This window comes from Gallibacterium genomosp. 3 (assembly GCF_001678475.1).
Taxonomy (GTDB): domain Bacteria; phylum Pseudomonadota; class Gammaproteobacteria; order Enterobacterales; family Pasteurellaceae; genus Gallibacterium; species Gallibacterium faecale.
Map to the genome: position 1 here is coordinate 1 of NZ_JTJR01000044.1, position 14,682 is coordinate 14,682.

The window sequence follows — 14,682 nt, forward strand, 5'->3', positions numbered from 1 at the left end:
CTAAAAATTTAGCTTTCTTTAAATTCCCCCCCCCCCCTCCCAAAAAAAGTATAAAAAATAATCTAAATGGAATTTAAGTTAATTTCTGTAATAAATTATTCTTTAAAAGAAAATATCAGCATAAAGATTGAGAATAAAACTGTTATTTAGCATTAAATTTAATTAAAAATTATTATTTATCAATAGCTTGAAATTTTTTATTAATGGTGTGGTATATTTGTTTTTTTTAATTTTTTATAATGTTTGTTAAATTGTTTAATTGAAAAAAAATAACTGACAAAAAGTTGTTTTCTTTTTCTTAATATCAATTATCAAATAAAAAGTGGATTTATAGTTTACATAAATTTATAGAATTGTTAGAATTTCGGTTAGCATTATAGGGTAATTATTTATTATTTATGAGTTGTTCAATAAAAAAGCCTTTAATTTCAAGTTGTTAAAATCTTAAGAGGGTATCTATGAATCACATTTTTAGAGTAGTTTTTGATAAAACTAGAGGAGTTTTTGTTGCAGTATCAGAATTAACAAAAAGGCATGGCAAAGAAAAATCCATTCAAAAACAATCAAGTGATATTCATAGGGGGGTAGCTCATAACATAACATCCGCTGTATTTTCGTGGCGTCCTAGTTATAGCGCGATATTAGTAGGCTTAACTTATTCTTTTCTTATATCCCCTAATGCAATAGCAGGACCTGATATTCGCTCTGCATATACCTCTATTGCGAGTCGAGATTGTAATAACAATAATCTTTATGGGGTAGATTTAGCTGTTCCTATTAGAGATAGTGGACAAATTTCCGAGGATACACAGTGTCCAGCAGCACAATATACTGTGGCAATTGGCGCTGGGGCTTTTATAGGTGGGACTGATTCAGGTACTGGTATAGGTGGGGTTGCCATAGGTACACGTTCTATTGCAGCTCAAGAAGCAACTGCTTTAGGCTATAATGCGAATGCAGGATATATAGGATCTGTTGCGATAGGGAATGCAGCTGTAGTTAGTGGGAAAGCAGCGACCGCAGTAGGTAGAGAATCTAGCGCTACTACTAACGCCGTTGCCTTAGGTTATCAAGCTAAGGCACGAGCTCAACAAACTATAGTTATTGGTCATGGGGCAGAGGTCTTGGGCTCTGCTGCACAAGCAATCGTGATTGGAGCTGAATCAGAAGCATACACGAACGAAACCATTGTTATTGGCTATAATGCATCATCTAAACAAAATACTAGAGCTTCTATTATTATTGGTAAGTCAGCATCTGCTGGAAGTGGGGCAGAGAATAATGTTATTTTAGGTAATGCAGCTGAATCTAAGAACTGGGTCAGTTGTTATTGGTCATAGCGCAAAAGCAGAAAAAGATAAAAATAATAGTGGAGAAAAAGTTGTTGCGATAGGTGATGGAGCTACATCGGTAGGCGTGCAAGGGGTTGCGATAGGTAATAATACACAAGCATCCTCTCAATCTACTGCATTAGGGAGTGATGTTTTTGCGATTGGAAAGTCTTCAATTGCTATTGGTAATGATGATATTGCTTCGCAATATAGAGATGAGTTATCAGATCGTTATTTATTAGCAAATATTAACGGTAGGGCAAATGAAAATGATCTGTTTAAAGAATTAAGGGCTGTTCTTGATGATGGATATTTTGATCGCACTTATGTTGCAAAGAGTGGTACAGATAATAAAAGGATTTATTCTCCGACCTATTCGCGAGGTGTAGGGGCAATTGCGATTGGTTCTCGAGCAGTAGCTTATGGTAATGGTTCGACTACAGTTGGGACTCTATCTTTTGCATTAGCAGATCAATCTACTGCCATTGGTTTACGTTCTTTTGTTGAAAAATCAGCTATTGGTGGTACGGCTATTGGGGAATCTTCGCGGGTCTTTGCTGTGAACTCTATTGCCGTAGGGAATAATACTGAATCTTCTGCTCAAGGCTCGTTTTCTTACGGATATAACGCTAAAGCAGTAGGTCGCGGTTCTATTGCTTTTGGTTATGGTTCAGTAGCAGCTGCTCGTTTAGATGATACTCTTTATCGAGGTTTTGAACAAAGATTAGCGGGTATCCATAGTATTCAGTTATTTAATGAAGACGGTAGTACAAATTCTGATAATCAAAACTTATTTCGGCAACAAGTTGAAACTCTCATTCAAGGGCAAGATGCAGCAAATACGAAGCTAAAATCTGGTCAAACACTTACTGCGGCTGAACGTGCTCAGGTTGGTGTGGATACATGGATTGATACAGGTGGTTTATTTCAGTATGACGATGAAGTTTATTTAACAGTAGGTGGTAAATCAATTAAGAAAACCTCAGTAGGTGGAGCTGCATTGCAGGATGATAAGACTAATTCTGCAGAAAATACAATTGCTATCGGTCGTTATGCTTTTGCTTTGCGTTCAAATGCATTAGCAGTGGGATATGCAACTGTATCGGATGCACGATCTTCACTGGCTATCGGTTCTTATTCACATACTACTATGCGATCTGAAAATGCTGTAGCATTAGGTGTAAATGCTTATGTTGATGCAGCTAATGCTTTTGTTGGTGGCTACTCGGCTAAATCATTTTCTAAAGATTCTTTAGCTATTGGTACTGGTGCGAGTGTTGGTCAGAAATTAACTAAAGCAGAAGCAGATAAATTGGTTGCTGATACTAGAAATTTACCTGAGGGTAGTCGGTATAAAATTATTACTGGAAATGATATAGATACTACTGATAGCCCAAGTATTATTAAGGAAACAGTTTCTGGTCAGGATATTTACCGTTTAAATGCCCGTAATGCCGCAGCAGTTGGTAAATTAGCTAAAGCGACAGCAGTAAATGCACTTGCATTCGGTAATTTTTCTGAAGCAAATTTAGTTAATTCAATGGCATTAGGGGTATCTTCTCAAACTGACTATTCTCTTGAGGATTTAGCACAACCTGGTTGGGTAGCTAGAGGTGCGATTTCGATACCAACTTCGGGAAGAACAGGGGTAATTTCTGTAGGTTCTAAAGGTTATGAAAGACGTATTGTTAACGTTGCTTCAGGGTATAAAGATACTGATGCTGTGAATGTGGCACAATTACGGGCAGTTGATGAAAAATTTGATACTGCGCTTGATGCCTTACAAGGAGGCGGTGGCTCACAATACTTATCATTGGAAAAAACAAATCCAACAGGTGAGGCTGGGAAGTTATCAGCTATCCTAAAACGATCAGGTAATTATGAAAAATATGTCAATCTTAAAGAGCAGTCCCTTTTCTTTGCAGCAAGAGCCAAATTAAATGATGAAAACTTTAATCAGGAAGCTTTAAATAACTTAAATAATAAGATTTCAGAGTTAGGTAGCGCTGATAATAATCTAGCACAAAATACAGCCACTTCTTTAAAAGCGATTGAAAGAGAGTTAACTCAATTACAAACATCAAATTTAACAGCTTCACAGAAAAAACAAAAACTTGACGATTTTCTTGAGCGTATTGTTACCGCTGCAATACAAGATAGCGGAAGAAATATTGGTGGTTTAACACAAGAACAGATTGCAGCTAAAAAACAAGGTAACAACTATCTTAACGATGGCGCTAAAGGTGATGATAGTATTGCGTTAGGTTGGAAAGCTTCAACAGCAGCAACTACTGGGAATCAAGATAGCCAATTAGGTGGAAAACGCGCTATTGCAATAGGTTTTGAAGCAAAAGCAAATGCTCAAAATGCTATCGCTATCGGTACAGCGAATACGGTAGAAGGTAACAAGTCTATCGCCATTGGTTATAATCATACGGTAAGAGGAAATAATTCAGGTACCTTTGGTGACCCGAATGTTATCAATTACAGTAACTCTTATGCTGTAGGTAATAATGTTACTATTGGTGGCGGTGCAGAGGCAGATAATAGCAAAGATGGCTCGTTTGTCATTGGTAATTATGTTGATGTTACCGCCGATAAAGTGTTTGTTCTTGGTGGCGGATCAGCAACAACTAGCCGATTGGCAGCAAACCTTGCTGAATCAGTCTATTTAGGTTACAGAACAGGCACCGTAGGTGGTGTTCGAATTAATACCGCAGACCCCTTGACAGATGACACGGGAGATGCACAACGTAGCCGTCAAGTCTTAGATGGTGCTAATGGATTAACAGGTAATGCTATCCCTTATGGTTCTATTCTTCTCAATGGTATTACCTTTGATGGTTTTAATGGAGCATCTCCTATTAGTGTTGCCTCTATTGGTCATAATGACTACGCCCGTCTTCTTCAAGGCGTTGCCGCAGGTACGATTTCTAAAACCTCTACCGATGCGATTAATGGTTCGCAATTATATTCTGTAGCGAAAAAATTAAGCCAAGAAAGTCGTTGGATTAACGTCAATAGTACTCGTGAAGCTACAAATCCTGGTAATGACAACTATAGTAAAGATTTCTCTGGGGCTACAGGATCAAATAGCATTGTGATTGGTAAAAACGCAATAGCCACACAATCGGATACTATTGCAATAGGCCGAACAACTAATGTTTCTGGTACTCAATCTGTTGCGATTGGTTATAACCATACGGTGAGAGGAAATAATTCAGGTACCTTTGGTGGTAATCCGAATATAATTAACTACAGCAACTCTTATGCCATAGGTAATAATATTACTATTGGTGATGATTCGACAACAAACAATGATGCATACGGTTCATTTGTGATTGGTAGGAATGTTAAGGTTACTGCTGATAAGGTTTTTGTACTTGGTGGTGGGGAAGATAGTAATGAGAAATTATTGACGGCAGGTCTTGCAGAGTCTGTTTATTTAGGTATTAAAACTCGCTTAGTATCTGGTGTGCGAATTGATACTACACAACCTTTGACAGATGACACGGGAAAAGATGATCAAGGAAACCCAACACGTAGCCGTCAAGTCTTAGATGGTGCTGATGGATTAACAGGTAAAGCTATCCCTTATGCTTCTATTCTTCTCAATGGTATTACCTTTGGTAATTTTGCAGGACCTTCTCCTGTGAGTGTTGTTTCTATTGGTCGAGATGACTACGCCCGTATTCTTCAAGGGGTAGCAGCTGGTACGATTTCTAAAACTTCTACCGATGCAATTAACGGTTCGCAATTATATTCAACGAACAAGATATTAAGCTTACTAGCAACTAGCTTGGAAAGTAAAATTGGTACAAGTGCAACGCTTACTAAAACAGGCGATAATGTAGGTACAATTAGTTTAGGAAGTGACTTTGCAGGTACAAGCAAATCAACTATTGAGGAGGCTATCAAAGCATCTCAAGAAGAGGTAGCAGTAGCCGATTCTACAAATCCTCTTATCAGTGTTTCTACCGGCACAACAACTGATGGTGCAACTAAATATCTTATTAGTGCTAATGTCGCTTCAACCATTGCTAATGAAGCCAATGGAAATCTAAACAAACTTGCTACTGCTCAAGCGGTGTATAGTGCGGTATCTGGTGCAAAAGCGGATGTTAAGTTGACAACAGATGATGAGAATATTCTTTCTCTCAACGGTACAAAAACATCAGGATTAGAGAGTGATACATTCACGCTTACCTTTAGTAAAGCAAAACTACTAGAATCTCTCAAAGAGAATGATGGTTTAGGTAATACCTTTGTCAAAGTAGATGGCTCAAACTTACCAGATAAAACAACTAATACAACTGCCTATAATACGTGGAGAACTGCTTTAGGAATTGGTGATGGGGTAAATTGGTTTAATGTAAAACAAGAGAAACCAACAGACTTAGCAGGATCTAACTATGATAAGGAACATACAGGGGCATTAGGAGATAAGAGTATTGCTATTGGTCCATATGCTAGTGTAGCAGTAGATGCCACAGCAGGTCTTGCATTAGGGTATCAGGCAAAAGCTAATCTAACAAATAGTATCGCTATTGGTAATAATGTGGCGGCAAATGCATTAGATATGATTGCAATAGGTAGTGATATTACAGCAACAGTAACAGCGCTACCAAATTCAGGAGAAAACAAAGAAGGACGCCAATTCACTATTGCAATTGGGCGACAAGCAGGAAGTTCGAGTGATGGGAAAGTAAATTCACTTGGTTCTAATGCGATTGCGATTGGTGCAAATAGTTATGCATCCGAATTAGCGACAGTATCGTTAGGTGCTTCAACAGGAGCAACAGGCAGTTTTGCTACAGCATTAGGTTCAAGAGCAGTTGCGAGTGGGAAAGATGCTACTGCATTAGGTTCAAAATCAATAGCAGAGGCTTTGTCCTCTGTGGCTATTGGTGGTGCTAGAGTTATAGAAACTAAAGGAGAAGATGGTAGCATAACAAAAACGGCTTCGTATGCATTGGCTTTTGGTGCTAATGCTCGAGCTCAAGCAAATAATGCAATTGCAATCGGAGCAAGTGCAGTAGCAGCTGACGAACAATCAATAGCATTAGGAAGTGGATCTACTACAGCAAAAGCAGTATCAACAAAAGAAGCTACTATAGAAGGATTAAACTTTAAAAACTTTGCAGGAACAAGTCCAAGTAGTACAGTGAGTATTGGAGGAGCTAGTTTAGAAAGAACTATAACTAATGTAGCAGCAGGTAGAGTAACAAAAGATTCAACAGATGCAATTAATGGGTCACAACTATATGCAACAAATTCTATATTAGGAAAATTAGCTAAATCAGTTAAAGATAAATTTGGAGGAAATGTAGAGCTTGATGTTGATACTGGAGGAGTTACATTTACTAATATCGGAGAAACAAATAAAGATAATATTAATGATGCCATAAAAGCAGTTAGAGAAGTGGTTGAAGCTGCGGCGGATAGTGGCTTAGTGGTGACTCCATCTGATGAAACAAGTGGTGCGAAGAAATATACCGTTAAGATTAACGATGACTTAAAAGCGAAGATTGATAACTTACCTGCAAATGTGACAGACGAGTTAGCGAAGAAAGCGAATAAGACACTAGATAATTTAACTGATGCGGGTAAAACAGTTATCACTGATTTAGTTGATATTCAGAAAAAAGATGGCTCAATCGATGGGCTAACGATTGAATCATCAGTAGATGATGCAACTAAAAAGAAAACCTTTAAAGTAGGAATTACTGAGGAGGCGATTAAACAAGCAGCCGGTACGACCAATTTAGCGACTGACTATGCTAAAGCGGATGCCTCTAATATCAGCAATGGCAATATAACGAAGTGGCAAGACAAGTTAGGCGCAATTCAATTTACGGGTGATAATAATGATAAAAGTAAATCAGTCAAATTAGGCGAAGCAATTAAAATTTATGGTCAATCTAGCTCTGAAAATGCTCAACAGGATTACACCAAAAATAATATCCAAGTCTTTGGTGGAGAGAATGGCTTATTTATCCAACTTGCGAAAAACCTGAGTGGTTTAGGTACTGTTACAGCAGATACTGTTGCAGCAACTACTTTCAAGCTAGGTAATGCTAATAATGCACCGACATTAACTGCCGATAACGGCAATATTAAAGTAAGTGATGGTGCAAAAATTACCAATTTAACCAAAGGGGTGGAAGATAAGGATGCCGCAACAGTTGAACAAGTAAACGATGTTACACTGGCTTTCACAACAGATAGTAAAACAACGGGTACTACAGATACTACAACGGCTGTGAAAGGTAAAGTAAAACTGAGCGAACAGTCACTGGCGTTAAATGGCACAGACGGATACATTACTACATCCACTACAGAAAATAGCCAAGCGGTTACGATTGATCTTGCGCAAACCTTAAAGACTAAATTAGGTAAGCTAGATAACCTTGCAGACGATGCTAATGGGACTTATGCAACTAAAGATGAGATTAAGAACTTAAGCAGTACTTTGAACTTTGATGGGGATAATAAATCTTCTACTGATTCTACTCCTACTAGTGGTTCTGTGGATTTAAAAAAACAACGGTTCGCTGTGAAAGGTACAAAGGATGAAATCGAAACTACTGCAACTGGACAAAACCTAACGATTAAATTAGCTGAAGCGATTACCAATAAACTTAAGGAAATTGATAAGAAAGCGAATAAAACTGACGTAGATGCAAAAGCAGATACAGGATTAGGTAATTTAACAGATGCAGGAAAAGAAGTAATAACAGGATTAGTAGATATTGTAAGAAAAGCGGGTTCATCAGAAAAATTAACAGTAAGCTCTAAGGTAGATAAAACAAGTAAAGTTAAAACTTTTGAAATTAATTTAGATGATAGTAATTATGCAAATATCTCTCTTTCTAATATAGATAATACTGCAAAAGATACTATAACAGGATTAGTTTCAGGAGAACTTAAATCAGGAAATTCAAACAAATATTTAACAGTAGAAAATACGGGTGGATCAAATGGAGCAGCGAAGAAAATAGTTGTTGGCTTATCAGATGATGCTATCACTAAATTAGATAAGATTGATACATCTATTGAGAAGACAGCTAATGCTAAACAAATCATAGCATTAGGTGGAAACTCAAATAGTACAACTAACAATCAAACTTTAGATCAAGCAGGTGGAATTAAGTTTGATATTTTAGGAGATGGAACTGATATTAAGACTACAGCTTCTGAAAATAAAGTTAGTATATCATTAGCAAAAGCAACTACAGTTAGTGATGGAGAAAATAAAGTAGTAACTTCAGGAGCAGTATATACAGCATTAAATAATGCTAAAACAGAATTAACTAATAAAGGATTAGTTTTTGCCGCTGATAGTGGAACAGCGACTACTCGTAAATTAGGAGAAACTTTAGCTATCAAGGGCCAAAGTGGCTATATTCAAACTAAATCTGAAGATGGAAAAATAGTAGTTGAATTAACAGACGCGGCTAAGACCAAGTTAGATAATGTCAGTGATGGAAAAACTGTTAATACAAATCAAACTATCGCTTTGGTTGATCAAACAGGAACAGCTTCAAAAACACAAACATTAGATGTTGATGGCGGAATTAAATTAAAAATCGCTAATGGTGATGAGTCCATAGTCACTGAAGCGGATGCTACTACAAGCACAGTTAAAGTTAAGGTTAAAGACGGTGGAATCGATACAGCTAAATTAGCTAACAATGCTGTTACTAAGGATAAATTAGCTGATGATGCAGTGGAAACCTCTAAGATTAAAGATGGCGCAGTTACAACCGCTAAACTAGCTAATGATGCTGTAACTAAAGATAAGTTAGCTAATGATGCTGTTGAAACCTCTAAGATTAAAAATAGCGCTGTCACTGGAGATAAAATAGCTAACGGAGCAATTACAGCAGAGAAGTTAGCTCCAGAATTTAAAACTAATGTAGAAAAAGCAATAGCTTTAAAAGATCAAAAAATTACATTAACGGGCGATTCTGATAGTAAAACTGATGATCAAACTTTAGGGCAAGAGGGTGGAATATCCTTTGCTATTAATGGTAATGATGATATAGCAACTAATGCTAGTGGTGCTAAAGTTGATTTAAGTATCAATAAAAATACAGTAATTGATGAAACAAATAAAACAAGCACAAGAGTTGCAACGACAAAAGCAGTTTATGATGCAATATTAGCTGCTAAAGCGGTAGTTGAAGCTAAAGCTGATGTAGCTGGTGCAGATAACTTAATAGAAGTAGAAAAAGTTGCTGGAACTGGAATAGCTAAAGATACCTTTAAAGTATCATTAACTAAGGAAAACTTAGTAACTAATTTAGCAGATACATTTGCTAAAAAAGATGCGACTGGATTAAGTGATGATGACATAGCAAAATGGAAAAAAGCATTATCCATAGAAAACGTTTCTAATACGTCATCATTAACATATCGAGCTAATTCAACAGCAGATGCGAATGCTAAAACTGTAGCATTCGATAAAGGACTTGATTTTATTGGTGATAAAAATATTACAACGTCAATAGAAGATGAAGGAAAAGTTAAATTTGCATTAAAAGATACTTTAACTGGAATAACTAATATTACTAATGGTTCTAAAGTAGATGAAACAGGAGTTACAACATTAAATATTAGTGATGCAGGCTTAACTTTAAATGATAAAAACATTAAAGGCGTTAAAGCTGGTGTTGATGATAAAGATGCAGTTAATGTAGCTCAATTAAAAGCTTTAGAAAATGTCGTTGGTAAGCCAGGACAAAATGGAGTTAATGGTAATCAAGGTCCAGCAGGTCAAGATGGCACTAACGGTCAAAGCCTTTTTAACCAAGTCGATGCGTTACGTAATGGTTTAGCTGGTACGGTGGTTTATACGGATAAAGACGGTAAACGCCTAATCTCAAGTGATGGTAATTATTATTATAGCGATGTTATTACAGCGGGTTATGTAAAAGCGAATAATGGTAAGTGGTATCTCGCTAGTGATGTAGAGAATGGCATACCAAAAGCAGGTAAAGAAAATAGCGGTCAAACTTTAGCTGATTTGGATACTGTATATATTGGAAAAGCAGAAGGGAATAAATCACAACTTGTTGATGCGTCAGATGTTATCCTTTCTACGGTAAATGCTGATGGTACAACCATCAAACCAATCCAATTAGCAAATTTGGCGAGTGCATTAGGTGCAACGTTAACCAGTACATTACAAAAAGAGACAACAGTACCGACCAGTGCGGATGCAGATGCTATTGTGGCGAACTTGCTTGAGGGTAAAGCAGGTAAAACTACAACTTCAACTGATAAGTTAGATATGAGTCGTGCAGTCACTGTGGCAGACTTATAAATTCTTGCTAAAGCTAGTTTAACTTTCCAGGGTAATGATAGTCAAAATGTACAGCGTGCATTGTCCGAAACCTTAACTTTAACAGGCGAGGGGACGGCTCATAATACATTTGGAGCAAGCGCACAAGGCAATATTGATGTGGTTGCAAATAATACTACCTCACCAACTGGTTTAGTGATTAAACTTGCGCAAAATCTTGCCGATATTTCGTCTATTGGTACTGGTAAATCTGATGAGGCAAATTCAGCACGGATTACCTTTACCGCTGGAAAACCCGCTAAGCTAAATACAGCTAATGAGGGGGAACCTAGTAATGAAGAACCCGCAGTTGATCCGATTATTTCTATGAATAATGCGAAAGTCGCAGGGGTACTTAATGGTGCAGTGAGTTCAACGAGTAAAGATGCGATTAACGGAAGCCAACTCTATGATTATGTAGGCAATATCAGAAACATTTTGGGCTCAACTTTTACCCAAGGTGCTGATGGTAAATTGAGTGCAGATAATATTGGTGGAACAGGTAAAAATACGATTGAAGAAGCCATTGCAAGTTTGCAAGAATCAGCAACAACAGCAGCAAGCGGTTTTAATATCGCAGGTAACTCAACTGCACAGAAAGAGGGTAAAGATACCACAGGTAGTGTTGCTCCAAATGACACCTTAACGATTAATGGTAAAGTGGATAGCGGTATCACCACCGTTGCTGATAAATCTACTGATACTATTACCATTGATGTATCAGATACTAAAAAATTTGGTACGCATGTAGGGGTAGCAACAATCAGCGCTAACCCAACCGCCAAACTGGTTCAAGAAAAAGCCGTGAAATCTTATGTGGATGCATTAGCAGATAAGATTGGAGCTGATCCTGTGAACGGTATTGATGGTAAGAATGGTAAAGATGGTGCAGTTGCCGATTCAGGTACAAAAGGTATTCCAGGCAAAGATGGTGCAGTTGGTCCAGCAGGCAAAGATGGCTTAAATGGTACAACTGTTGCTAATAAAGTCCAAGCATTGCGTGATGGTGCAGCAGGTACCGTAGTTTATACTGATACCTCTGGTAACCGTTTATTAGTCGAAAATGGTAAATACTACCAGACCAGTATTGTAGAGGGTTACGAGAAAGCGAATGATGGCTTGTGGTATAAAGCAGAAGCAGTAAACAATGATGGTACTGTGAATGAATCGGCATTAGAAACCTTAGCAGAAGTTGATCGTAACGGTAAAACATTAGCGACCTTATCAGAAGGACAAGCTGATTCTGTAATTGATCCAGCTGATGTGATGTTATCAGCGGTAGAGGCAAATGGTAAGACTCAAACACCAACCACGTTAGCTAATGTAAGAAGCGCTTTAGGGCTGACTGGTAAGGCAGATAATACAAAAGCGACTGGTAATACTGATGAAGAGATTAGGATAAATACTGAAAATGCCTTGAAAACGCCTGAAGCTATAAGCTTAGAAGCAGCACAAAAAGTTGTTGCAGGTAAGAAGAAAGGAGGCACTGGTGCAGATAAAGATACGATTATCGTGGATCAGGAGGGTAAATCAGGTATTTATGCTTTATCAGGAGCTATTTTAAATAAAGTGACTACACTTGGTGATTTACAGGCTGTCGCACAAGCAGGTTTAGACTTTGGTGCTAATCCAACGTCTAAAACGGATACCACTACAGTACATCGTCCTTTAGGTACACAACTTAATATCGTGGGGAAACTTAATAAGACTGAGACAGCAGGGGCTGTTGTGACTTCCGCAGATAATTATTCTAGTGATAACCTAGCCACTTTTGTGGATAAGACCAATAACCTTATCCGCATTGGTATGTTGAAAAATCCAAGTTTCACTGGCGTAACTTTGGATAATGGTGAGACAGATACGACTACTGCTGCCAAAATCATTTTAACACCTAACAAACCAGCGACAGGTGATACCAATGCAGGCAAAACGGTATTGAACCTATCTAATGGTGCGGAGATTACAAATGATATGATCGCTGATGATGTGGTGATTACTGGTGTAGCAGCTGGTAAGAGCAAAGATTCTGCTGTAAATCTAGGGCAATTAGAACAGCTTGAAGGTAAGATTGGTTTAACCCCAACTAATGGTGTTGATGGTAAAGATGGTAAAAATGGATTAACCATTGATAATGGTCGTGGTGTGCCAGGTAGTAATAGTGATGATGGTAAAGTTGGTCCAGCTGGTAAAGATGGTTTAAATGGCACAACGATAGCCAACAAAGTCCAAGGCTTGCGTGATGGTATTGCGGGTACAGTTGTTTATACTGATAAAGCGGGTAACCGTCTATTAGCAGAAAACGGTGAATACTATGATACGAAACTTGTCAAAGGTTTGGAAAAAGCTAATGATGGTTTATGGTATGCAGAAAGTGATGTTGATACCAATGGTAATGCAATAGGGGGGACAGGTAAGACTTTAAAAGAGCTTGCGACAGAAAATACAGCATTAGCAGAAGGTACTGAGAAGAAACTCAAGAATGGGGGTAAAGTCCTGGCTAATGAAGTTATCCTTTCCGCTGTCAATGCAAATGGTACGGTTTCAGAGACAACAACTTTAGCTAATATCAAGGGTAACCTTGATGATGTAGGTAAAGTGATTACTGCGACAACAGATGAAGCTGCTTTAGCTAAAGTTATTGCACAATATAAGGATAAGAATCCAGACGCTCTTTCTGCGGATACGAAAGACGCTTTAATTAATGCAATTAAAGCGACATTAACAGAGGGAGATGATGCAGCAAAAACAGCGAAAGCCACAGAGACAGTGGATAATCTGATTGCTGATGCCAAGGTAAAAGCAGATAAGGACAAAGAGCTTGCTCGTATTGAGGCAGTGCGTAAAGCTGTCGCAGGTGATAACTTAGATGGCAAGGGTGGTCTATTAGCTCAAACAACGGGGCTTAGCCATGCAGCTAGCGTGGGTGATTTACAAGCGGTAGCCTTGGCAGGACTTACTTTTGTGGGGAATGATAATGTTAATATCCACCGTCCATTGGGTACTACCTTTAAGATTATTGGTGCTACTGGATTAACCTATACAACAGAAGATAAACCAACAGATAATACTGTAGAAAATACTAAGGCTTATGCATCTGATTATTCTGCAAGCAACTTAATTACCCATCAAGATAGTGATGATACGCTTCGTATTGAGATGAAGAAACTTCCTCATTTTGAAGGGATCGTTATCAACGGTACAGATGGTGATGATGGCGCTAATAGGCAAGGTAAAGATGGCTTTATCGGTGTAAATGATCAAGGTGAAGTTGTTATTATCAACGGTATTGACGGTAAGAACGGTAAAAATGGTGATAAAGGCTTAGATGGTAAAGATGGTTCTAAGATTATTACTGAAAAAGACCTCTCTGGCGAAAATGCTACCGTAAAACTTGCTTATGCGACAGATGGTACTGGCTATCAGGTAGAAGATCCTGATTCAACTACTGACCCTAAAGCGAAGAAAACGGTTCAAAAAGGTGAAGTAAAACTCGGTGACGGCTTACACTTTAATAACGGTACGAATATCACCGCAGAAATTGGTGCTAATGGTGTCGTGAAATATAACCTTAACGATGTATTGAACAATATCAAGTCGATTGGTGGTGGTACATCAACGGATACAAAGGAAGCGCGTATTACCTTTATCAATGGTAAAGCGCAAGATGATCCTGATACCAAAGATGTTGATGAAACTACACCTGCTATTAGCGTGAATAATGCACGAGTAACGAATGTAGCAACGGGTACTCAAGCCAATGATGCCGTGAACAAGGGGCAATTAGATGCCTTAGCTGCTCAAATTGGTATTACAACCAATGGTAAAGACGGTATCAATGGGATTGATGGCTATGATGGTAAAGCTGGAAAAGCTGGCGATATAGGACAACGCGGTGTTCCAGGTCAAAATGGTCTGAATGGCGCTGATGGACTTCCATTAGTTGGCCCAGCTGGTAAAGATGGCTTAAATGGCACAACGATTGTCAACAAAGTCTAAAGTTTACGT

At 38.1% G+C, this 14,682-nt stretch carries 3 protein-coding genes; all 3 read left to right on the forward strand.

Translation table 11 applies throughout. The annotated features are described in order from the left end of the window. Positions 1–458: 458 nt before the first annotated feature. Genes QV06_RS09815 through QV06_RS09825 form a run of 3 tightly spaced genes read left to right on the forward strand, consistent with a single transcriptional unit; the run spans position 459 to position 14,673 of the window. A complete protein-coding gene (locus QV06_RS09815; protein WP_065237981.1) occupies positions 459–1,340 on the forward strand; it encodes an ESPR-type extended signal peptide-containing protein in 882 nt (293 codons plus the stop codon). Beyond that, positions 1,297–10,659: a hypothetical protein gene (locus QV06_RS09820; RefSeq protein WP_065237982.1), complete on the forward strand. Its 9,363-nt coding sequence runs from the start codon at positions 1,297–1,299 to the stop codon at positions 10,657–10,659. Before QV06_RS09815 ends, QV06_RS09820 begins: the two co-directional genes overlap by 44 nt. Before the next feature lie 60 nt (positions 10,660–10,719). Continuing rightward, positions 10,720–14,673 (forward strand): collagen-like protein, encoded by a 3,954-nt coding sequence (locus QV06_RS09825; protein ID WP_065237983.1) that lies wholly within the window; start codon positions 10,720–10,722, stop codon positions 14,671–14,673. The last annotated feature ends 9 nt before the right edge of the window (positions 14,674–14,682 follow it).